20 protein-coding genes are annotated in these 23,603 nt (G+C 51.9%); 12 read left to right on the top strand and 8 right to left on the bottom strand.

Annotated features, from left to right (window positions below):
- Positions 1 to 27 precede the first annotated feature (27 nt).
- Together SYK_RS12665 and SYK_RS12660 are read left to right on the top strand one after the other, a co-directional pair.
- The gene (locus SYK_RS12665; RefSeq protein ID WP_281760636.1) at positions 28 to 1,014 is read left to right on the top strand and encodes a glycosyltransferase family protein; all 987 of its coding nucleotides are present in this window, start codon (positions 28 to 30) and stop codon (positions 1,012 to 1,014) included.
- 7 nt (positions 1,015 to 1,021) lie between these two features.
- Positions 1,022 to 1,840 carry a TatD family hydrolase gene (locus SYK_RS12660; protein ID WP_281760635.1) on the top strand — a complete coding sequence of 273 codons (819 nt, stop codon included), beginning with the start codon at positions 1,022 to 1,024 and terminating at the stop codon, positions 1,838 to 1,840.
- Positions 1,841 to 2,078: 238 nt separating this feature from the next.
- On the opposite strand, the gene rocD is transcribed toward SYK_RS12660, so the two are convergent.
- Positions 2,079 to 3,278 (bottom strand): ornithine--oxo-acid transaminase, encoded by a 1,200-nt coding sequence (gene rocD, locus SYK_RS12655; protein WP_281760634.1) that lies wholly within the window; start codon positions 3,276 to 3,278, stop codon positions 2,079 to 2,081.
- Positions 3,279 to 3,434: 156 nt separating this feature from the next.
- On the opposite strand from rocD, the gene SYK_RS12650 reads away from it, so the two are divergent.
- Positions 3,435 to 6,533 (top strand): PAS domain-containing hybrid sensor histidine kinase/response regulator, encoded by a 3,099-nt coding sequence (locus SYK_RS12650; protein ID WP_281760633.1) that lies wholly within the window; start codon positions 3,435 to 3,437, stop codon positions 6,531 to 6,533.
- Between the two features lie 5 nt (positions 6,534 to 6,538).
- Here SYK_RS12650 and selD read toward each other — a convergent pair whose 3' ends face one another.
- The 4 genes from selD to SYK_RS12630 form a co-directional block, all read right to left on the bottom strand.
- Positions 6,539 to 7,588 carry a selenide, water dikinase SelD gene (gene selD, locus SYK_RS12645; RefSeq protein ID WP_281760632.1) on the bottom strand — a complete coding sequence of 350 codons (1,050 nt, stop codon included), beginning with the start codon at positions 7,586 to 7,588 and terminating at the stop codon, positions 6,539 to 6,541.
- 9 nt (positions 7,589 to 7,597) lie between these two features.
- Positions 7,598 to 8,083 carry a D-glycero-beta-D-manno-heptose 1-phosphate adenylyltransferase gene (gene rfaE2, locus SYK_RS12640; RefSeq protein ID WP_281760631.1) on the bottom strand — a complete coding sequence of 162 codons (486 nt, stop codon included), beginning with the start codon at positions 8,081 to 8,083 and terminating at the stop codon, positions 7,598 to 7,600.
- Complete coding sequence (locus SYK_RS12635) at positions 8,061 to 8,858, bottom strand: YkgJ family cysteine cluster protein (RefSeq protein WP_281760630.1); 798 nt, start codon at positions 8,856 to 8,858, stop codon at positions 8,061 to 8,063. Before SYK_RS12635 ends, rfaE2 begins: the two co-directional genes overlap by 23 nt.
- 298 nt (positions 8,859 to 9,156) lie before the next feature.
- Positions 9,157 to 11,571: a homocysteine S-methyltransferase family protein gene (locus tag SYK_RS12630; RefSeq protein WP_281760629.1), complete on the bottom strand. Its 2,415-nt coding sequence runs from the start codon at positions 11,569 to 11,571 to the stop codon at positions 9,157 to 9,159.
- Between the two features lie 277 nt (positions 11,572 to 11,848).
- Between SYK_RS12630 and SYK_RS12625 the strand changes: the two genes are divergently transcribed.
- From SYK_RS12625 to SYK_RS12585, 9 genes are all read left to right on the top strand, one after another.
- Complete coding sequence (locus tag SYK_RS12625; RefSeq protein ID WP_281760628.1) at positions 11,849 to 12,880, top strand: sigma-70 family RNA polymerase sigma factor; 1,032 nt, start codon at positions 11,849 to 11,851, stop codon at positions 12,878 to 12,880.
- 69 nt (positions 12,881 to 12,949) lie between these two features.
- Positions 12,950 to 14,668 (top strand): tetratricopeptide repeat protein, encoded by a 1,719-nt coding sequence (locus tag SYK_RS12620; RefSeq protein ID WP_281760627.1) that lies wholly within the window; start codon positions 12,950 to 12,952, stop codon positions 14,666 to 14,668.
- On the top strand, positions 14,665 to 15,549 hold the full coding sequence (locus SYK_RS12615) for a hypothetical protein (protein ID WP_281760626.1): 885 nt from the start codon (positions 14,665 to 14,667) through the stop codon (positions 15,547 to 15,549). The genes SYK_RS12620 and SYK_RS12615 overlap by 4 nt, the downstream gene beginning before the upstream one ends.
- Positions 15,549 to 15,863 (top strand): hypothetical protein, encoded by a 315-nt coding sequence (locus tag SYK_RS12610; protein ID WP_281760625.1) that lies wholly within the window; start codon positions 15,549 to 15,551, stop codon positions 15,861 to 15,863. The genes SYK_RS12615 and SYK_RS12610 overlap by 1 nt, the downstream gene beginning before the upstream one ends.
- Positions 15,864 to 15,925: 62 nt before the next feature.
- Positions 15,926 to 16,366, top strand: a complete 441-nt coding sequence (gene rpiB / locus SYK_RS12605; protein ID WP_281760624.1) for a ribose 5-phosphate isomerase B — start codon at positions 15,926 to 15,928, stop codon at positions 16,364 to 16,366.
- Positions 16,367 to 16,391: 25 nt separating this feature from the next.
- Entirely contained in the window at positions 16,392 to 18,356 is a 1,965-nt protein-coding gene (tkt, locus tag SYK_RS12600) for a transketolase (RefSeq protein ID WP_281760623.1), read from the top strand.
- A 9-nt stretch (positions 18,357 to 18,365) separates the two neighbouring features.
- The gene (gene glpX / locus SYK_RS12595) at positions 18,366 to 19,349 is read left to right on the top strand and encodes a class II fructose-bisphosphatase (protein ID WP_281760622.1); all 984 of its coding nucleotides are present in this window, start codon (positions 18,366 to 18,368) and stop codon (positions 19,347 to 19,349) included.
- A gap of 107 nt (positions 19,350 to 19,456) precedes the next feature.
- Entirely contained in the window at positions 19,457 to 19,813 is a 357-nt protein-coding gene (locus SYK_RS12590; protein WP_281760621.1) for a PilZ domain-containing protein, read from the top strand.
- 5 nt (positions 19,814 to 19,818) lie between these two features.
- Positions 19,819 to 20,622, top strand: a complete 804-nt coding sequence (locus SYK_RS12585) for a hypothetical protein (protein ID WP_281760620.1) — start codon at positions 19,819 to 19,821, stop codon at positions 20,620 to 20,622.
- Here SYK_RS12585 and SYK_RS12580 read toward each other — a convergent pair.
- From SYK_RS12580 to folD, 3 genes are all read right to left on the bottom strand, one after another.
- On the bottom strand, positions 20,594 to 21,484 hold the full coding sequence (locus tag SYK_RS12580) for a DMT family transporter (protein WP_281760619.1): 891 nt from the start codon (positions 21,482 to 21,484) through the stop codon (positions 20,594 to 20,596). The genes SYK_RS12585 and SYK_RS12580 overlap by 29 nt on opposite strands.
- Positions 21,485 to 21,674: 190 nt before the next feature.
- Positions 21,675 to 22,514 carry a hypothetical protein gene (locus SYK_RS12575; RefSeq protein WP_281760618.1) on the bottom strand — a complete coding sequence of 280 codons (840 nt, stop codon included), beginning with the start codon at positions 22,512 to 22,514 and terminating at the stop codon, positions 21,675 to 21,677.
- Between the two features lie 140 nt (positions 22,515 to 22,654).
- The gene (gene folD, locus SYK_RS12570) at positions 22,655 to 23,512 is read right to left on the bottom strand and encodes a bifunctional methylenetetrahydrofolate dehydrogenase/methenyltetrahydrofolate cyclohydrolase FolD (RefSeq protein ID WP_281760617.1); all 858 of its coding nucleotides are present in this window, start codon (positions 23,510 to 23,512) and stop codon (positions 22,655 to 22,657) included.
- Between the last annotated feature and the right edge of the window lie 91 nt (positions 23,513 to 23,603).

Below are 23,603 nucleotides of genomic sequence, written 5' to 3'. Positions count from 1 at the left end.
ACGGATTATGGTTTCAATTAAAGCATCATGAAAACATGTATTTTTCTGCCTCCAGTCAACAAACCAACCGGTGGCATCACCGTCTTACGACAGATTGCCGACATTCTTCATCAGGCTAACCGAGATGTCTGTCTTGTGGCTCGCGAAAAAGGTGGCTGGCGACCCGACGGACTGGCTGATGCCGCTCCGATCATCGAATGGACTGATCTGCGACTGACCAAAGACTCTCTCTGGCTAGTTCCAGAGGGTTGGGTCAACGCGTTGGCCCCCGGCATGGAAGCTGGCGCACACTGCGTCAACTATGTGCAGAACTGGGCCTACTTGTTTTCCGCATTGCCCGAGGGTGTTGATTGGCACAATCTGCCCGTGGAATTCCTCGCCGTATCCGACCCTGTCTCCCAATTCGTCAAACAAAGTACCTTCAAAGACGCCCCCATCATCCGACCAGGCATCGACCGCTCAATCTACCACACATCAAACGCTAAAAAACCAGGCCGTATTACCGTGGCCTACATGCCACGCAAAAACAAAGCTCTGGCCCAACAGATCAAAGCTATTTTCGAACACCGCGTCGGACCAAGTGCCGTAAACTGGCTGCCCATCGAAGGTATGGACACCCATCAGGTGGCCGATGCCCTGCGGACCGCACACATATTTCTCGTAACAGGCTTTCCCGAAGGCTGTCCGCTCCCTCCTCTTGAGGCCATGGCCTGCGGCTGTTTGCCTGTTGGATTCACAGGTTTCGGTGGATGGGATTACATGCGCCAGATTCAACCCGAACCACGCTACACTCCATGGATCAAACTCCGCGAAGTGGACTGGGCCGGAAACGGCTTATGGTGTGCGGACGGCGATGTCCTGGATGCCGCACTCTGTCTGGAAGAGGCCGTCACCATGGTCAAAAAAAATAACCTTTATATGGCAGCGGCCCTGGAATCGGGTCAGGAAACCGCCGACGCATACAGTACCGATGAACAAAAACTCGCTGTCCTGACCGCATGGGACGCACTCTAAACACACCATGTCCAAAAAAAAACGCCCTGAACCGGAATCCCTGGCACTCTCTGCCGGGGGCGTGGATTCTCACGCGCATCTCGATCTTGAAGACTTTGACGAAGATCGAGACGAACTCATTGCCCGTGCTACAGCCTCGGGATTCAGCCAAATCATCAACGTCTTTCTCGGACCCGATGCCTACGAAAAGAATCGGTCACTCTTCGACAAGCACCCACATATTTCCTTTCTACTCGGTATCCATCCAAACAATGCCAACGACCTGACCGACGATGTGCTCAACCGCATGCGCGATCATTTCAAGGCCGACCCACGGCTCAAGGGCGTAGGTGAAATCGGACTCGATTATTATTGGGAACGAGTGCCTCACGATATCCAGAAAGCCGCGTTCATCAAACAAATAGTCTTGGCCCGAGAGTTATCCCTGCCAATAATCATTCACTCGCGCGATGCCAACGACGACACCCTCGCCATTCTCGAAGAACAGGGACTCAAGGATTATCCCGTCCTCTGGCACTGTTTCGGCGCAGGTATCGATCTCGCCGAAAGAATCATCAACAACGGCTGGTATATATCCATTCCCGGCCCCGTGACGTATCGTAAAAAATCTGAAGAGACCCAAGCCGCCGTTGCCCGAATCCCCTTTGACCGACTCATGATCGAAACCGATTGTCCATATCTCACTCCTGAACCATGGCGCGGCAAACGAAATCATCCGGCTCTTGCCGCGTTCACAGCACAACGCATCGCCCAAATCAAAGGTCGGTCTCTCGAAGATATCTGGCAAATCACCGGCGACAACGCTCGACGTTTTTTTGGGTTGTAAGTGCCCCCAGCCCCCCATCCCTTCCTTTTCCTAAATTTTTTAATGCCGCTTCGCGGGGATAAAATAAATAAAAAAAGTCCCTGACATATATCAGGGACTTTGTTTATTACTCCTTCGCCAAAGGCGACATATAAAGTTTTGGAGAGTCCAGAGAACCTTTTTCAAAAGGTTCTCTGGCAGGTCCAGGACAGCATCCTGACCCCGCGGGAAGCGACCGCTGGTAGGCCCGTAGGAGGCTTTATTGACTCAAAATGGGCACGATTCTTTCAAGAGCCCAATTGATGTCGGCTTTAGTAATAACAAGCGGCGGAGCGAACCGAATAATGGTTTCGTGGGTCTCCTTGCAGAGTAATCCGACTTCCTTAAGCTTTTCGCAATATTGGCGCGCACCACCTGCGTTGTCATGAAATTCAACACCAATGAGCAGACCGCGCCCACGCACTTCCTTAATCTTGGAATTCTTGATTTTACGCAGCCCTTCCATGAAATACTCACCCATTCTCTGGGCGTTCTCGATGAGATTGTCTTCGACGAGCACCTTGAGTGCAGCCCGGGCTACGGCACAAGCGAGCGGATTGCCGCCAAAGGTGGAACCATGCTCGCCGGGCTTGAGCACACCGAGCACTTCGGTATTGGAAAGCACCGCTGAAACCGGATAAAATCCACCAGAAAGGGCTTTGCCTATAAGAGTAAGATCTGCTTCGACACCTTCATGCTCTTCGGCCAGAAGCGCACCGGTACGGCCGAGACCAGTCTGAATCTCGTCGAAAATGAGAACGATGCTTTTTTCATCGCAGATACGACGAATATCCTTAAGATACCCGTCAGGTGGGATGATGACTCCAGCCTCGCCCTGAATGGGTTCCACAAGAAAGGCCACAGTGTTGTCGTTGATGGCAGCTTCAAATGCGGCGGCATCTCCAAAATCGACAACCTTGAAACCCGGCGTGAACGGGCCGAATCCCGTGGTGGAAATCGGGTCGGTAGAAAAGGAAATGATGGTGATGGTCCTCCCGTGAAAATTATTCCGACAAACAATAATTTCTGCCTTATTTTCGGGAACTCCCTTAACCTGATAACCCCACTTGCGAACGGCTTTGATGGCTGTCTCAACGGCTTCCGCTCCAGAATTCATGGGAAGTACCTTGTGGGAATTGGTCAAATCACACAGCTCTTTATAGAGAGGACCGAGCTGGTCATTGCGAAAAGCACGGGAAGTCAAAGTGAGTTTTTTGGCCTGCTCAAACATGGCGCCCATAATCTTGGGATTGCAATGGCCTTGATTCACAGCAGAATAGGCAGAAAGACAATCCATGTACTTGTTACCGTCCACGTCCCAGACCCAGATACCTTCGCCCCGTTCAATGACCACATCAAGCGGCTTGTAATTCTGCGCGCCAAACTCATCTTCAAGCAAAATGTATTGATCCGACTTCATCTCTTTCCCCCCCCTGAATTTTCAGTTTGTGAACATACTACCTGCCATCGTCATTTGCATCAAGTCACAAGGAAAATAATTGGTATTTGTGATGAAAAAAGTATACTTCTCGCCTATCGTACAAAAGATGCACCATCCAAGGGAAAACAGACGGCCATGACCAAAAAAACAACGCTGCAAGGCCAGCCCACCAACGAACAATCCAGTCAAATAAAAATCAAAGACTTTGAGTTGACTGACGGATGCTTCAAAGCGTTGTTCGAATCCAGCAGCGATGGCCTCGTTTATACCAATCCCGAAGGTGTCATTCTCAAAGTTAACCCAGCTTTTTGCACCATGCTCGGATACCCTGCGGAAGAGTTGATCGGCAAAACTCCTCTGGATTTCGCTCCGCCTGAAAATCGTGAAGCTGAAGCCGAATTCATCCGCAATATCTTGAGTAGCGAAGAAAACGATATTAAATTCGAAAAAGAATTAGTACGGGCGGATGGACACCGTATTCAGGTTCAGGTCAATTTATGGGACTGCCCCAATAGTCAAATCAAAGGCGGGACATGGGGAACAGTCCGCGACCTCACAGCCCAAAAATCAGCTGAATTCGAAGCGGCCAAATCATATGAGCGATACCGGTTCATGGCTGAAAATACAGATGACGTCATTTGGGCAATGGGCCCTGATTTCATATATACGTACGTCAGCCCATCGGTAAAACGACAGCGCGGGTTCACCCCGGAAGAAGTAGTCGGAACAAATGGCGAAGACGGCATGCCTTCTGATTCTAAAGTCCGACTCAAAGTAGCCTTTGATGAGGCTCGCGAAAAAGCCCTTCTTGGTGATGATGTCACAATTACACGAATAGAATTGGAACTTTTTTGTAAGGACGGGGCCACGGTTTGGGTCGAATCCGTCATCAAGGCTCTGTGGGATACGTCCGGCACATGGCTCGGGTCTGTCGGTTCATCGCGTGATATTACTGATCGAAAAAAAATGGAAGAACGGCTCAAGAAAAGCCAACACTCTGTTCGCGCCTTGTTGGACGCCATTACGGAACCGGTCGGCCTATTTGAACTAAAAGGCACGATTTTAGCCGCAAATCAAACTTTGGCAAGTATTCTTGGCCGCTCTGTGGAACAGGCCATCGGCTGCAATATCTTCGATTTCATGCCGGACATGTTGGCGAATACCGTCAAAGAAGCCTTCACCAAAGCCAAAACAGCAGAACGGCCGGTGTCAGAAGATACTGTCTGGGGTGGCAGAATGCTGGAAAGTGTCATCTATCCAGTGGTCGATGGAAACAAGGTGACCACTATCGCGGTCTACGCCAGAGACGTCACCGACTCTCGATACGCTGAGGAAGCCAGAAAAAAGACCCAGGAACAATACCGCCTCATCGTGGAAACCGCCAACGAAGGCATCGTAGGATTGGATACCGACTGGCGCATTACATATGTCAATGACATCATGGCAAAATTCCTCGGCTATGACGCTGTTGATGTTATTGGACGAAGATACACACAATTCCTCCTGCCTCAGGAACTGAAAGACTTCAGAAAACACGCAGGAGAGGTTCTACACGGCAAGCGCAACCGCTATGAACGACAATTCGTCCACAAAGACGGTCACGTGGTCTGGGGATTGGTGTCAGCATCACCTTTGACTTCGGAAGACGGAGATCATCTGGGCGCTTTTGCCATGGTTGCGGATATCACAGAGGTCAAACAGGCCCATCAAAGACTATTGACCATTCTCGACGGCATGAGTGCCTATATTTATGTTTCCGACTTGGAAACCAACGAAATTCTCTTCATGAACGCCCACATGCGGGACCGATTCGGTTTGTGTGACGCCACCACCTCCTGTTACCAACACGTCCGCGGCCGCGACAAAAAGTGTGAACTCTGCGCCAAGGACAAGATCATCGACGAAAACGGCAAGCCTGCGGGGACCTTTGTTTCTGAACGATACAGCGAAGAGCACAAAACATGGTATCTCAATTATGACAGCGCAATTGAATGGTTGCGTGGACGATTGGTACACATGCACATGGGTACGGATATTACTGTACTAAAAACCATGGCCGTAGAACTGGAACACGCCATGGTGGAAGCACAAGCTGCCAGCCTGTCAAAAAACGAATTTCTGGCAAATATGAGTCACGAAATTAGAACACCGCTCAACGGCCTGCTCGGCATGATGCAATTATTACAACTCACCTCTCTGGAAACAACACAGCAGGATTATCTGAATACAGCACTTAATTCAGGTCGCAACCTTCTACAAATTCTCAATGATATTCTTGATTTATCCAAAGTTGAATCCGGTAAACTGGAGCTAGAAGAAAGCGAATTTGAACTGGGTGAAATGCTCGACTCGGTAATCGGAACCTTCCGACTTGATGTCGAAGAACGTGGCCTGAATATGGTGTGGACCATTGATCCAGACCTCCCTCGTTTTTTCATGGCCGATAAAGGACGACTCCGACAAATCTTGTTCAATCTCGTCGGCAACGCTGCCAAATTCACAGACCAAGGCTCCATCCATGTCGAGGCCTACCCTCTGAATTCCACCTCGAAGGATGACACCGTCAGCATTTTTTTTCAGGTAACAGACACAGGTATTGGAATTCCCGCCGACAAAGTCACGGATGTATTCGACCCATTTACCCAGGCAGACGGATCCACGACACGCAAATATCAAGGCACAGGGCTCGGTTTGGGCATCGTGCACCGACTGGTCTCGCTCATGAACGGCAATCTGTATGTTGAAAGCCGTTTGAATGAAGGCACCACGATCATCTTTACCATTCAAGCCAAACGGGTTGCGGAACCGTCACAATGCTCGTCCGCCCAGTTGAACGGATTGCATAAACAGGGATTGTCCATATTGGTGGCGGAAGACGAGCGCGTCAATCGAGTCGTCGTGGAACGTCTTCTGAAAAAATTCGGACACGTCCCACTGTGCGTCGACAGTGGTGAAAAGGCCTTGGAGAAACTCAAGTGTGAACCTTTTGACCTCTTTCTCACCGATATCCAAATGCCGGGATTGGATGGTGTGGAAACCACCCGCGCCATACGTCAGGATCTCGGTATCGACATACCGATTATAGCGCTGACGGCACACGCCATGAAAGGAGACAAGGACCGATTCATGGAAGCGGGGATGAACGGCTACATCGCCAAACCGTTTGACATGGAAAAACTGCGAAAAGAAATAGAACGCGTCATGACCGAAATGACCACACCCGAAAAGATCTGATCAAATCAAAGAATTGCCAATGAGGCCTGGCCGGGAGAAATAGCATAAGCCCTGCCGACATGGGCAGCAACGTCACCGGCATGAATAAGCATGTTCATAGCCTGATCGAGCTGATCCGGCTTGACTGCCAAAAGAAGACCGCCCGAGGTCTGGGCATCGAACATCAAATCAAAATGAATGGGATCCAGCCCTTCGGCAACATCCACTTTGGGCAAATAATATTTACGGTTGCAAATGGACCCGGCAGGCAACATTCCCATGGAGGCCATCTCCAAAGCTCCTGGCAACAGCGGAACATTCTTCATACGCAATTCCAAACGAACGTTACTCGCCTCAGCCAATTCAAGCAGATGACCACCAAGACCAAAGCCGGTAATATCGGTTGCACCTTTCACACCGAATTCCCGAATAACCGCGCCACCCGTCTTGTTAAGCCGACCGCAGGTTTCATACAAAATGGCTTCCATCGGCTCGTAACCCGGCATTTCGCCTTTGACCGCCGTTGCCAGTACTCCAGTCCCGATAGGCTTGGTCAAAATCAGTTCATCGCCGGGTTCAACGCCCCGATTTGATGCGAAACAGTTCGGGTCCACAATGCCAGACACGGCCATTCCAAATTTAATTTCATCGTCATCCACGCTGTGACCACCGGCAGCGATAGCCCCTGCCTCGTCCACGGCATCCTGTCCTCCCTGGAGGATGGCCGTCAGCACTTCCAACGGCAATTTATCCGAAGGAAAACAAACGATGTTCATGGCCGTCCAGGGTTCGCCTCCCATGGCGTAGACATCAGAAAGAGCGTTGGCTGCGGCAATGCGTCCGAACTGGTACGGATCATTGACGACCGGCGTAAAGAAATCCACGGTCTGTACAAGTGCCTTGCCAGCGGGGAAAGACACAATAGCAGCGTCCTCGTTATCGCCAGGGCCTCCTGCAATAACGCGGTCATCGTGTCGGACATTCAGTCCGGAAAGTGCTATCTCCAGGTCCCCTGGAGCGATCTTAGCCGCTCAACCCGCGGCTTTGACCATGCTGACTAATTTAAATTTCTGCATAACTACCAATTAACTGTTTCGGACCTTCTCAAGAAAGTCCGTTGTCGAATATCCTTCAAGCAAGGGAAGGCTGTGCACTTCACCACCCGCTTTTTCCACAACATCTGCGCCCACGATTGTATTCACGGGCCAATCGCCACCCTTGACGAGAACCTGCGGACGACACGCCTTGATCAACTCAAGCGGCGTGGATTCATGAAAAATGACGACGTAATCCACGCATGTCAGTCCGGCCAAGACAAACGCACGATCATCCTGATTATTCAAAGGACGATCATCCCCCTTGCCAAGCATCTTGACAGATTCATCGGAGTTGAGACCGAGAACCAGAGAATCACCAAGCGCACGGGTACGTGTCAGCAAATCAACATGACCAGAGTGCAGCACGTCGAAGCAACCATTGGTAAAGACCAGCTTGTGGCCGGGCATGAACTCCGCCTTCTTTTTCAAGAAAGTACGGATGGACATGAGTTTAGGATTTACAGGCAGGCCCACGCGGCGTCACTCCCTTGATCTTAAGTTTGCTGCTATCATGGAAGAGCATGAGCTCAAACCAATCCATGGCAAAAGCCAAGGCAACATGTTCATTTTCCAATATCGCTTTTTGACGCTTTTCGTCCACCTCAACGCGTTCAAAAAGACGCATTTTCGTAATGAACCGCTGAAACTCGTCGACTTTGTACAACGCCAGAACGGCCATATGGCTCATTTTCTCGGATACGGGATGGCTTTCCTGCTTGATACGGGACAAGATGTACATGTACCGATCATTGTGCGCGGTATACTCTTGAAAACCTTGGTCTTCCTTCCATGAATTGCCGGTCCATTCGTCTTTTTCCAAGAAGCCCTTACAGTGATCTTCCTTGACGACGAAGAACTGCTCGGACACGCCACCCTTCCCGTCGGGCTTGGTGGCACGACCCAATGGGTACATGCGGCATGCGCCAGGACGATCATTGTAAATACGGCAGCCCTTGTCCGAAACAAAGGCACAAGTCCGAGCCTTATCATCGGTCATACGAAACTTGAACACCGGGAAGTTGGTATCCGGGGCATGGTGTCCGGTGGTGTATACGCGCAAAAATTCGATGCTGGACATATTTAATGCCCCACGCATACGCAGAATGTCATACGGCGTCAGGATCATGTCCAGATCGCTACAACAGGCATTGAAACATTCAATGCCGGGATAACATTTAAAACAATATGTCTTGCCCTCTTCCAACTCGGGAAGCGAAGCCAGAAATTCTTGAGTCTCGTCGTTGTGCATAATTCATCTCCGGGGCGAGCAACCCCTCTATTTTTTGGGCCGCAGGAATGCCTGTCAGCCGCAGATGTCCTAGCACTTGCCGACACAGAACGCAAAGAAGCACACCTCTCATCGGCAAATGACCGATAACGAAATGAAATTAAATAGATGTACTCTATTCATTTTTTGCAAACAGGCGCAAAGGCGCCCATAAAAAGCTTCGGAAAAAGAAGGGGATAAAGGACTGGGTGAAAGGGGAAAAAAGGACCTTTCTCGAAAGGGTTTTTCTTCCCCTTCACCCAGCCGTCAGAGACATCTTTTATTGCGTCAATCTTTGTGCCAGCTTGACGGCGGAGACAGCGTCGGTGGACCAGCCGGCCGCACCGATGGCATTACAGAACTTCTCGGTAACAACAGCCCCGCCGATGATGACCTTGGCCTTGAGACCACGCTCTTCAACAAGCTTCACAGTGTCTTCCATGCGCACCATGGTCGTGGTCATAAGCGCAGACAATCCGATAATGGCTGCGTCATTTTCCTCGGCAGCGTCAACGATCTTGTCGGCAGACACATCTTTACCGAGATCAACAACGTCAAACCCATAGTTCTTGAGCATCAAACAGACGATGTTCTTGCCGATGTCGTGAATATCACCTTCAACAGTGGCCATAATGACAACAGGCTTTTCGCCTGCATCGCCGTCCTCTTCGAGCAACGGTTGAAGACGCTTGAAAGCGTTCTGCATAGTCTCGGCGGACTGCAAAAGCTGCGGCAGAAAATATTCCTTATTTTCATATTTATCACCGACGATAAGAATACCGGGAATGAGCATGTCATTGACGATATCCATAGCTTTGATGCCCGCTTCAAGTTCGACATCTACGAGAGTAAGAATGCCGTCCTTATTACCTTTGATCACGGCAGCCTGCACAGGAGACAGGCCTTGTGTATCATCACCTTTGGCAGGAGCAGACCCTGATTGGGCAGCACCACCGCCGCCGGTCCAATCGGAGAACTTCTCGATATACCGCTCGGCCTGCGGATCGCGATTAAGCAAGACCTCGGTAGTATGCAACGCCTCTTGAATACGCTCTGAGTTCGGATTGGATATAAATGAACATAATCCCGACACCATGGAAATGCTCAGGAAAGTTGAATTGAGCAATTCACGAGCAGGCAACCCGAAGGAAATGTTCGACAACCCGATGGTAGTTGGCAATCCCCATTCGTCACGGCAGTGACGCATGACATCAAGGGAATGACGGGCTGCTTCGGGCTTAGAAGAAACGGTCAAAGCAAGCGCGTCCACCATAATCAAACGGCGCGGTATACCTAGGTTATCGGCCTGAGCCAAAAGATCAGCGATAACAACCAGCCGCTCTTTGGCAGTGACCGGCAATTTGTTGCCCACAATAGGCAAAAGGATGAACGGAGCGCCAAAGAGTTTACACAGGGGACCGAGTTCTTCCATCTTGCCGGGTTCACCGGAGATGGAATTAACCAACGGTGAACCAGGGTAATTCCACAAGCCGGCTTCAACGGCTTTGGGGTCATTAGAATCGATGGACAGCGGCGTGGTGAACCGACCAACAAGGGAAGTGACAAGCTCAGGCAGCAACTCAACTTCATTCACCATGGGCGCACCCACGTTGACGTCGAGCACAGGTGCACCGAGTTCAATTTGTTCGGTGGCAAACCGATGGGCTTCGGTAAACACTCCTTCCTGCAATTCCGCGATAAGCTGCTTTTTGCCAGTGGGATTGATTCGTTCACCGATGATCACACCGGGATGATCAAAACCAATAGGCACGGAAATAGAACGGGAGGTCAGCACCATCTGGGCGTTGTCCATTTTTTGCGGCCGTTTCCACGAGGCGTCCCCCACCTTGATTCGCAGGGCACGGATATGGTCGGGGGTAGTGCCACAGCAACCACCGATAAATTTTGCACCGAGATCCACAAATCCGACAGCCTGTTCAGCAAATGGCTCGGGCGGCAGGCGGAAAGAGGTGTTGCCATCGTCGTCCAATTCGGGAAGTCCCGCATTGGCCTCGGCAAAGGTCGGGGTCTCCAATCGGCACTGCCAGGAACGCAGGGTTTCGTGCATCTGCTCGGGACCGGCGGAACAGTTGGTACCAATAAGCTCCACGCCCATATTCTGCATAGTATCCACGAATGTCAGCGGCGAAGTACCGGTCAAGGAAGCTGGCCCTTCAAATGTCATGGACATGGCCACTGGTAAATCGCAGACCAGACGAGTGGCGATAACCACGGCCCGAGCCTCTGCCAGATCGAAATGCGTTTCACCAAGGATGAGGTCGGCACCGCCGTCAACACACCCTTTGATCTGCTCTTTGTATATGTCCACCAATTCACGGAAAGTCATGTCACCGAGCGGCTGCACAAAATGACCGGTAGGTCCGATGGATGCGGCGACAAAGGCAGTGTCTCCGGCCACTTCTCGAGCGATCCGGGTCATGGCCTTGTTCAGCTCATACGGATCAGCATCAAGACCAAGCTTAGGCCGGGAGCCGCCAAAGGTATTGGTTGTCAGAACATTCGCACCGGCATCCAGGTAATCCTGATGCACACCACGGATAACATCAGGCTCCTTTAACCCCCACAATTCGGGAGAAAGCCCAGCCGGAAGCCCCCTGCCTTGCAGCAAGGTGCCGTAACCACCGTCAAAGAAATATATCCTGTCGTCGTCAAGTATGGACCTGAAATCGGGCACTCTATCCTCCGTATGACCTGCCTCGGGCTTTGATCGCCACTCTTGGCAGAGGGTGTATTCTTATATCAAGATATCTCGATATAGCTATGAAAACACGAAAAATCAAGCGTTTTCTCACCGAGAGAGATACGCTGGATGCAAGAAAAGGCAAGGATTTGCACATAGTCGGCCTTCCCGAAAAACATTGATAAGGTCAAATAAAATCTATAGTGTCCCTTTTTCGCTCTTTATATTAAGTATTGAACTGGGTCCAACAATCACCCACACAAAATATAGCATGACATCACAAGAGACAAAGACCGCAGTCGAGCCGGAAATCGTAGACCTTGAAGAAAAGGACCTCGATACACCAAAGCCGAATGCTGTCCCCATCAATGCCCCGGCCAAAGCCGCAGGGCTGGAGTCGAAGCTCCCCGCATTTGTCCCGATGCCCTCTTCCAAGGAGGTCAGGGTTCGGGATCCTTTGCAGCTTTATCTCAAGGAAATAGCCCGATTCCCCATGTTGGAACCGGAAGAAGAATATGCGCTCGCCAAACGCGTACAGGAAGAAAACGATCAGGATGCCGCATTCCAGCTCGTCTCTTCTCACCTTCGACTGGTGGTCAAAATCGCCATGGACTTCCAGCGACGCTGGATGCAGAACGGGCTGGATCTTATTCAGGAAGGCAATGTAGGCCTGCTCAAAGCCGTAACCAAATTCGACCCTGAAAAAGGCATCAAATTTTCCTATTACGCTGCATTTTGGGTCAAAGCCTACATCCTGAAATATATCATGGACAACTGGCGGATGGTCAAAATCGGGACCACCCAGACTCAGCGTAAACTGTTTTACAATCTGAACAAGGAACGGCAACGCCTTCAGACCATGGGATTCGATCCGACAACCGAAGTCCTGAGTGAACGACTTGGCGTTTCCGAAGCCGAGATCGTCGAAATGGACCAACGTCTGTCCAAGAATGACATGTCGTTGAACACACCTTTGGGTGAAGACTCCGATGCCACCAAGATGGACTTTCTGCCATCTTTGGGACCGGGCGTCGAAGAATCTATCGCCAACAATCAGATTGTGGACCTCCTGCTGGACAACCTCAAGGAAATCCGGCCTACCCTCAATGAAAAAGAAGCAACCATCCTTGATGACAGGCTGCTTTCCGAGGACCCCGTGACTCTGCGTGAAATCGGTGAACGATTCGGCGTTACACGGGAACGGGTGCGACAGATTGAAGCCAGATTACTGGCAAAAATCCGCGAGCACATGACCGGCAGAATTAAAGACTTTTCCAAGGACTGGGTAGTCAAGCAGAATTAATCGTGCTTTGACCGCTCCAACCGGGATAAACGGATGACACACACGCACCGGATTGAATTTCACGCAACGATGGCAGCCTTAATGCTTCTCGCATTTTTGGCCCTCACCGGTTGCGCCCAGAAGAGAACTTCGACAATGCCCGCAACGGACCGGCCACTGAGCCAATCCGCGCAACTGAACTACGACTATCTCCTGTACCGGGATCAAATGCAGCAGCTGCAACGACATGTGACCCAAGGCAAACGGAGTACGCTGACCGACGAACAAGCCAACCAACTTCATATCAATGCAGTTGAAGCCCTTGACCGTATTCTGACCGTGGAACCTTCTCCTGAATTATATCTGGAAAAGGCGGGCCTGTTCTGGAATCACCCGGAAGGAACAAGCCGCTCCCGTGCAACGCTCAAGGAAGGACTGGCACTCTTCCCGGATGATCAAATGCTGACCATCTATCTGGCCAACTCCTACATTGCGGATAACCGTGTGGAGGACGCCATCAATGTCATGAATGAATATCTAGCCAAACGCCCTGAAGACGTTCAAGCCCGTGAACGGCTCGGCCAGATGCTCATGGACGCAGGCAAAGATGCCCAGGCCCTCGATGTTCTCAAACAGATTCCCGAAAAAGAACGCAGCGCCGATGCCATTTACATCATGGGACGCGTCCAAGGGAACCTCGGCATGCGTAAATCAGCCATTGCCAGCCTGAAAAAGGCTGTTGCCATGGACCCAGAGTTCACGGAAGCTCTGGTTGAACTGGCCTTCCAATACGAACTGGCCAAAGATTACGTCTCCGCCGAAAAAATCTATACCTCAATACTGGAACAAAACGGCTCCTTCCCCGAGGCTCGGCTTCGGCTCATCAATCTCAACCTCAAATTGAACAATCCGGCCAAAGCGTTACAGTTGACGCTGGACGGTCCGCCCTCCAAAAGCTTCATTCTGGACGCGGTACTCATGTTCATCAATGACGATTTCTTCGCTCAGGGGTCCACGGCTCTGGATATGCTGACATCGGACGGAACGACCCCAGCAGAATATTATTTCTACAAGGCCGTCATCGCTGACGAAGGCGAGAACGACCCGGACAAGGCGCTTGAATATCTCGATAAGGTCGCAAAAACTGACCGACTCTACCCACATGCTTTACGATTCAAAGCCCAAATTTTCAGCCTTCAAGGCAAAGAAAAACAAGCTCTTGAGATCGCGATCAAAGGCAAGGAACTGTATCCCGACGCACCCATTTTCTACATCCTTGAATCAACCCTGCACAAACACAGCGGGGATCTGACCAGGTCCGAGCGCGCACTGAAACAAGGGCTTGCCCGACTGAAAAACGACCCAGAACTGACCTATGAACTGGCCATGACTTATGAAGCCATGGGCAAACGAGTCGAAGGGTTAGCCCTGATGGAAATCGTGGTTCGGTCCCACCCGGATCACGCCAATGCCCTGAATTATGTCGGCTATACGCTGGCCGAAGAGAACCGCGAACTGGACCGGGCTCTGGTGCTGGTCACCAAGGCATCTGCCCTTGACCCAGAAAACGGGTACATCCTTGATTCCGTCGCTTGGGTCCACTTCAAGAAAGGAAATATCGACAAGGCGTGGGAATATGTCCGTTACGCCGTCGATGTCGCAGACACGGACCCGACCATTTGGGAGCACTATGGCGACATCGCTGTTGCCGCAGGCAAGATCAAAGAAGCTCGCAAGGGCTATAACTACGCCCTCAAATTCGGACACTCCGACACTGACGCAATCAAAAAGAAGCTGAAAAACCTATGATTTGTCAGACCCTGTTGAAGCCTTTGGCGACATCAGCGGTCGCCCTGTTGCTGGTCATGGCATTCGGTTGCACGCCGAAAACCCCGCCCGGCACAATCATGTCCACCCCAGACGCCGCTTGGAAATCCTTCAGGCGGCACTATTGCGTTTCACCCAAAGCCGCAGGCATGAAGGTTAAGGCAAGTCTCTATTACACCCGCATCAAACCCCGCAAACGCACCAACCGAACCATCATGACCATGTGGGGCAATTTTGACGGAGCCATGCGTCTGGACGTAGCCGCATCCATCGGCAAACTTCTGGCGCACATCCGTGAAGACGACAACGGGCTACTGGTTTTCTATCCCTCGGATGAGGAAGCCTATACCCATATAAGCCCGGTGTTGGGAGCAACCCGTCTGGGCATGCCCTTCCCATTTTCCCTATCCGAACTGGGCAATGTTCTGGTCGGTGATTTCTCCGGGCTGGCCCCTAAACGATATACCACTGCAGACCGAGTAACCTCTTCACAGGGTGGATACATTTTCACTTTTGACAACGGGCTGATCTCTTCCATCACGCTGGACGTGGTGGGCCGCCCTGTTCGCGTCGAAGGCAGAACAACCAAGTCATACGAAAACGCCCACAAATGGCTGCTCGAAATCAACCGATTCGAAGAAAGCACGTCCGATGTGGCTCCGCTCCCCGACAAGATAACCCTGGCTCTGGACAACGGAGAGAAGGGCGTCTTGCACATAAAGTCCCGTGAGCTTATGATTGCGGCATGGCCTGCCAAGTCGCTGAACCTGATTCTACCGAACGGAATTACTCCCATTCGGCTGGACAATGGCTATCATAACCAAAAAAACGGGGAAATCCCTGTAGTGTACGAGGATAAATAATGGACAAGAATACCCAAAATGAATCCGTCACGGAAATCTTTTTGCTTGGACTCAAGACCTGGGTAGCTGAAATGAAATGGTTGATCCGTTCCCAGCTCAGCCGCTTTGAGGTGAGAAGGCTTGAAAAAGAATTGGATCGGGAATATGGCATGCTCGGACGTATCGCCGAGGAGCCCAGAGGGAAAAAGGCCGAAAAGGAGCTCTGCCTCAAGCAGATCGCTTTTCTGAAAGAAGAAATTGCCACCCTCAAGAGCGAATTAGCAGGCGACCGTGAAGAGCGCATGAAGGACCTGCACGACAACAATCAAGGTTAAGGGCTGTTCGAAAACAGACGGGCATTATTGCCTTGTCACCGAACAGCAAAGGGGAAAATGCTGTGAGCAAAACCATCGTCATCGGCTCCGACCACGGGGGCTTCAATCTCAAAGCCCTGTTCATCAAGACTCTCAAGGAATGGGGGTATACGGTGGAGGATGAGGGACCGGACTGCCTGGACTCCTGCGACTATCCGCTCTTTGCGGCCAAAGTCTGCAAAAAAGTTAAGGCAGACGACACAAAGCTCGGCGTGCTCATCTGCGGAACCGGTCAGGGCATGACCATGACCGCCAATCGTATGGGCGTCCGTGCAGCCCTCTGCACCAACGAATTTCTCGCTCGCATGGCCCGCGAGCACAATGATGCACGCGTCCTCTGTCTCGGAGAACGCGTCACCGGCCAGGGGTTGGCCCTGGGGATTCTCAAAGATTTTCTGGAAACAGAGTTCGGTGGTGATCGACACCAGCGGCGCATCGATCTCATCGACACAGTTTCCCAATAACAACTTTTAGAAAGGGTATATTAAGATGACACAGATGACGGACAAGACCATCGCCGTGGTCAAAGGGTTGATCATGGACGGCGTTGCCAAGGCCAATTCAGGCCATCCAGGCGGCGCAATGTCCTCCTCAGACTATGCCACTATCCTGTTCTCCGAGTTCCTGAACACCAACCCGGATGACACCAAATGGTTCAACCGGGACCGCTTCATCATGGCCGCCGGACACGAGTCCATGCTGCTTTACAGCCTGCTGCACCTGAACGGCCTGCTCAGCCTTGACGACCTCAAGGAATTCCGCCAGCTCGGTTCACGTACTCCCGGCCATCCCGAAGTGAACGAGACTCCGGGCGTGGAAGCCACATCCGGTCCGCTGGGTCAGGGTTTCGCAGTATCCGTAGGCTTTGCCGCCGCCGAAGCGCACCTGCGCGACAAGCTTGGTAGCGATGTCATGGACCATTACACCTACGCTGTGTCCTGCGACGGAGACATTCAGGAACCAGTAGCTCTTGGTGCCGCGTCTCTGGCCGGTCTGTGGGGTCTTGGTAAACTCATCATCTACTATGATTCCAACAAGATTCAGCTCGCAAGCCCCTGTAGCCAAGTTGATTGTACCGATCACCGCAAGGTCTTTGAAGGCATGTGCTGGCAGGTTCTGGAAGTGGACGGCCACAATCAGGACGAAATCCGCGCCGCCATCAAAGAAGGCCAGCTCGAAACGGGCAAGCCCACCCTGATCATCGGTCACACCACCATGGCAAAAGGCTGCGCCACCATGGAAGGCAGTCACAAGACTCACGGCTCCCCGCTGTCCACAGAGGAAATTTCAGCCACCAAAGAAAAACTCGGCCTGCCCGCCGAGAACTTTTATGTCCCTGAGGACGTGGTTGCCAACTTCCAATCCCGCTTTGACGGTCTGCGCAAAAACGCTGCCGACTGGCAGGCAGTGGTCGACGAAAAACTGGGCGATCCCGAATTTGCCTCCATGTGGAAAGAAGTCACCATGCCGCGCTCCGAGCGCAAAATCGACTGGCCCGAGTTCACCCCCGGTGAAACCATGGCCACCCGCAAGGCATGGGGTGCTTGCCTGAATTCAGTCATGGAATCCCTGCCCACACTGGTAGGAGGTTCTGCCGACCTCGATCCGTCCAACCAAACGCAGCACTTCCGCGATACCTACGGCGACTTTGGTGTAACCGGATACGGTTCCCGTAACCTTGCCTTCGGCGTCCGCGAATTCCCCATGGCTGCCATCATGAACGGTTTACAGTTGCACGGCGGCCTGATGCCTTTCGGCGCAACGTTCCTGACCTTTGCCGATTACTGTCGCAATGCCATCCGCATGTCTGCACTGCAAAAACTGCCGGTATTATATGTCTTCACCCACGATTCTTTCTGGGTCGGTGAAGACGGTCCGACTCATCAGCCCATCGAGCACGTCAGTTCCCTGCGTCTGATCCCGGATCTCATCGACCTGCGTCCAGCCGATGCCATGGAGACCGCGGTCTGCCTGGATATCGCCATTACGCAGGAAGAAATGCCGTCCACTATATTCCTGACCCGTCAGGGTCTGCCCGTTCTCGATCCCGCCGAATATCCGGCTGTGACCGATGGCCCCCGCAAGGGTGGCTATGTCCTCAAGGACTGCGACGGCACCCCTGATCTTATCCTGATTGGTTCCGGCTCCGAAGTCGCCCTGTGTCTGGAAACAGCCAAGGTGCTCAAACGCAAGGTACGCGTGGTCTCCATGCCTTCCACCAAATTGTTTGACGATCAGCCCGAATCGTATAAAAATGAAGTGTTGCCCCCGGAAGTCACGGCTCGCGCTGCAGCGGAAGCCGGTCGCACTCCCCTGTGGTATAAATACGTCGGCCTGAACGGTGTCGTCCTCGGCCTGGACCATTTCGGTGCCAGCGCCCCCGGCAAGATCCTGTCCGACAAATACGGGTTCACCCCCGAAAACTTTGCCCGAATGATTCGAGAGAAATACTAGGAGTATCACATGGAAGCCCCACAAAAAAACCTCGCATTGGACCTGGTCCGCGTCACTGAGGCAGCAGCATTAGCCTGCGCCCGTTGGCTTGGTAAAGGTGACAAGATTTCCGCAGACCAAGCGGCTGTCGATGCCATGCGCCTGAGCTTCAATACATTGGAAATACAAGGCCGTGTAATGATCGGTGAGGGCGAGAAGGACGATGCTCCCATGCTCTACGCCGGTGAAAAACTCGGACTGGGACAAGGCCCCAAGGTCGACATCGCTGTTGATCCGCTGGAAGGCACCAACCTGCTCGCCAATGGCCGTCCCAATGCCATTGCAGTTGTCGGCGTGGCCCCTGCCGGATCCATGTTCGATCCAGGCCCGAGCTACTACATGCAAAAACTCGTCGTGCCTTCTCAGGCCAAAGACGTAGTAGACATCGAAGCTCCCACTGGCCACAACCTGAAACTCATTGCTCGCGCATTGGACAAGGATGTGGACGATCTGGTCGTCTTTGTTCTGGACAAACCACGCCACAAAAAACTGATCTCCGAGATCCGTGAAGCTGGCGCACGCATCCAGTTGCACAGTGACGGCGACATCACCGCTTCTCTCATGGCCATTGATCCGCGCTGCGAAGTCGATGTCATGATGGGCACCGGCGGCACCCCAGAAGGAGTGCTTTCCGCCATCGCCATCCGTATCATGGGCGGTGAGATGTTCGCCAAACTCGACCCGCAGAAGCAGACGGAAAAGAACGCGCTGGCCGAATTCGGCATGGACGTTCGTCGTGTGCTGACCGTGTCTGATCTGGTCAAATCCGAAGACCTGTTCTTCGCTGCCACTGGCATCTCCGGCGGCACCTTCCTGAAAGGTGTCACCTACCACGGTCATGGCGCAGAGACCTCTTCCCTGGTCATGCGCGGCAAAACAGGCACTATCCGCTACGTGGAAGCCATCCACAACTGGGAAACCCTCATGCAGATCAGCTCAGTCAAATACGACTAGGCCTGCCGGGATACGTTCTTATCAGGGCCGGGATGCGTATGCATCCCGGCCCTTTTCTTTGAGATACATATAAATTCATGCTATCAATTCCTTAGGGGGGACACACTATGTCCAAGAACAAACGCCGCAGTACACGCGTCGCCGCAGGATTCGAAGCCTACGTCAGCATCGGGGATGTTGTCATTCCCGTGGGTACCAAGAACATCAGTCTCAAGGGCGCACTTCTGACCGGATGTGAAGATTGTGCACCCGGAACGCATTGCGAGTTACACCTGCCGCTGTCGCCCGGAATCCGTATCGTGGTAGATGGAGAAATAGTCCGTCATGGCAAGGCTGAATCGGCCATGGCGTTCAAGGAAATGGATGAACTGAGCTTCACCTTCCTACATCGCTTAGTCACACTCAATGCAAATGAACCAGACGATGTCGACGAAGAACTTCTCCAAATTTTCGAAAAATTCTGATCATTATGTTGATCCGTTTATTTGCAGCCCTTATCATTGTATGCATGCTGCCCTGTTCGTCATGGGCAGAAAATATCACCATCCGTGTCACGGAACTCCCCACTGGTAATCATCAGTATTTTCACGAATTGCTGACCCATTCCCTTGAAGATGCCGGATATACTGTCACCCTGCAATCACTAGGTGTCGTCCCATTAAAACGTAGTATGGAAATGTTTCTATCAGGCGAGACTGACATTCGATGGTTTCATAAAGCTAAAACCCAAGAACTCCCCCTTGTCCCCGTAAGAGTAGATCTTACGAAAGATCTCATCGGCAAACGAATTCTGGTTATTCCCAAGGGGCAGGCACAAATATATTCTCATATTGAAAACCTTCAACAATTCAAACAACTCGGCAAGGTTGGCGGCTTTGGCAAAGGTTGGTATGATGTGCAAGTCTGGCGGAAAAACTCGCTAAAATTCATGGAAAAAGATGGTGATTGGCGTGCATTATACCCAATGGTTGCCAGTCAGGATCGGAATGTGGACTACCTGTCACGAGGGGTCGGTGAAATACTGAATGAAATAAAAGAAAAACAAGACGTCGAAGTCGAATCCACCCTTCTTTTCTCCTATGACAGTGATTTCTGGTTCTTCTTGCATCCGTCTGCCAGACACCTTGAGCCCATCATTCGAAACGGACTTATCAAAGCACAAAAGAGCGGCCTCATGGACGAGTTGATTGAAAAATACTGGGGCAAAGACTTAAAGGAACTCAAGATCAATCAGCGAACCGTCCTCAAGCTGACGGCCCCTGCGGCGGAGTAAGCATTTCCTTTCTTCCGCACTTACCCAAAACAAGTGTGCCGAAGACAATAAGCGACCCACCAAGTACGGTCCAGACATCCGGTATCTCCCCAAGAAACATCATACCCCACATGGCGGCAAACACGATCTCCAGACTGGAAACCCCGCTGATACGAGCGGCCGACTCAATAGCATATCCACGGGTCATGTAATACTGTCCCATATTCATAAACACAGCCACCCCAAGTATCATGAACCACTCGCTCATTGTCGGCACGACCCATTCACCATAAAATATCGGCGCAAGCAATGCGATAAACAGCGGAGGATAAAACATCACGACTGCCGGATGTTCGGTCTTTGCCAGACTACGCACGGTCAAGATGGCTACGGAAGTTAAAAGCACAGCCAACAGGGCCACACCCAACAAGAACGGGTCCATGGAATTTCCCGTCCCAAACAGGACACCGGGACGACAGACCACAGTCACGCCGACAAGAGATATCAAAACTGCGACCATGCTGCCCTTTGACAAACGTTCTCGCAGAACGACCCACCCCAGAAGCGCCACCACTATCGGATGTGAAAACAACAGGACCAATGCATCCGCCAACGGCAGATGAACAATGGTATAAAATTCCGCCAGCATTGATGTAAAACCGAGCAGACCGCGAAAGAAAAGAGCTAACTTACGCTGACCAAACACGCCAACACCAGCTCGACGTAAAATATACCAGCACAACCCCACGCCAATAATCCCGCGAACAAACAATATTTCCGTCGTTGGCACACGCATGCCCGCCAGCTTGACGCTGAGCGATCCGAGGGAAAAAAGAAAAGTTCCGAGGAGCATGTATCGCATGCCAGGAGTCAGGAAGTTCATGGGGCGGAGACTATGCTTTTAGCTTTCCATGTCAAGAGAATTAGGCGCATACCCAACCTTTTTAAAACACCACTATCTGGTATGCGCACTGCGAACTCAACCCCTTCAATGGAATTCACCATCATGGGCGAAAAAAAACGCAAAAAAGCCGACTCTTTCGGGCCGGCTTCATGGGGTCAAACGAAATATTTTATACGGTGAGACTGGTGAACTGCGGCTCACTGAATCCGGGCTGGGCCTGATACGCGGCGTGTGCAGCTTCGGTGTTGGCCGCAGTCGGGTTAAACTTCGCTTCAAGCTTTGATGTCAAATCCTGAAGCTCTGCGATCTTGTTGAGTTCTTCCTTGAGGTCGTCGAGAACACCTGTCAGCGGATCTTCCGCATCATCGTCGACAATCCCCGCCTGAAGCGCCTGCACGACAACACGTGCGGTAAGGTCCTGTGTGGCACTCGGCCCGTCCTGCGGCGGAGAATCTACCGCAAAAAACAATTCCTGCTTGCCGTTATCAAAGAACCCGTTAATGGAAGAATTAATACCGCTGTTGAAGTTGGCAATAGCAGCGTCACCGGCGGCAAATCCGAAATTGCGATCAATGAACTTGAGGGTATTGAGCAGCCCCTCGCCCAAAGTATCTTCAGTAACGCCGGAAGATGTGGATTGAAAAATCATGCCTGACGCGGCTGCAGCGGTTTCGTCGCCGAACCGTTCACGAATCCAGTCCATGGTGGATGCAAGGGAATCACGCAGATCAGACGGGTCCTTGGGCTGCCCATCTTCGCCGGCTGTATCATCCATGCGCCGGACGATCTCATTGGCAAAAACTTCACCCAGAGTCTCCGAGAAAGATTCCGGTAACTTATCCGCTTGTCCCGGAGCATTGGCCAAAGCTTTACGTGCAGGCGTCAGTCCGTCTTTCGCAGGGTTGATGTCTGCCATCTGCCCAAGACGCATTCCGGGTTGATTCTCAAGCAAAGCTCCGGCAGCACCAAGGTTTTCCCCCTGGCTTTGTCGTGCTTTCAACTTCTCCATGAAGCTGTAATTCATATGGGCAGCTTGAATTTGCATACAGGTCTTATCGGACGTTCGACGAGTATCTTTACATCTCATAAACAAAAAAAACGGACCGGATATACCGGCCCGTTTTACAGACTGATTTGTCGTTGTTTGCGCTATGCGCCAACGTGCATCTTAAAAGCTTCCAGCGTGTTAACCATCAACTGAGCAATGGTCATGGGACCGACACCACCGGGTACTGGCGTCATTGCGTGGACCTTATCCTTGAGGGATTCGAAATCGCAATCCCCTGCCAGACCTTCGTCGGTACGATTGATACCAACATCCACCACGACAGCCCCTTCCTTGACCATATCGGCGGTCACGAAGTTGGGTTTGCCAATGGCTGCGAACACGAAATCGGCTTCCAGGCACTCGGCCTTGAGGTCCTGCGTGCGCGAATGACACAGCGTGACTGTTGCGTTAGCGCACGGACCGCTCTGGGACAACATCATGGCAAGCGGTTTGCCCACGATATTGGAACGGCCGATAACCACGGCTTTCTTGCAGGCCGGGTCCAGGTCATACCGTTTCAAAAGATTGATGACACCGGCAGGAGTACACGGTTTGAAACCGGGCAAACCGAGGGACATCTTGCCCACATTGACCGGATGAAATCCATCGACATCCTTATCCGGGTCGATAAGATCCAAAATTTTCTGGGAGTCCAGCCCTTCGGGCAGGGGAAGCTGCACAAGGATACCGTCCACATTCACATCACGGTTCAACTCCTGAATCAAACCTTCCAGCTCATGCTGACTGGCTGAATCAAGGCGATGCGGGATGGATTCGATACCACAGTCCGTACAAGCCCGTTCCTTGTTCCGTACATACACCTGGCTGGCCGGATCTTCGCCCACCAACACTACGGCCAGTCCGGGTTTACGACCATACTTGCCGCCCAGTCCGTCCACTTCCTCTCTGATCTCGGCTCGTATAGTTGCCGCTGTTTCCTTACCGTCCAGAAGAATCATCGTTTTGCCTCCACGGCTTTCAGGATCACATGAAATTTTGCTGCTTCAAAGCCAACCACCCCTGGCGGATTTTCGCAGGCATTGGCCGCTA

Source organism: Pseudodesulfovibrio nedwellii (assembly GCF_027923765.1).
In the GTDB taxonomy this organism is placed as follows: Bacteria; Desulfobacterota; Desulfovibrionia; order Desulfovibrionales; family Desulfovibrionaceae; genus Pseudodesulfovibrio; species Pseudodesulfovibrio nedwellii.
This window is presented reverse-complemented; position numbering and strand designations above follow the sequence as displayed.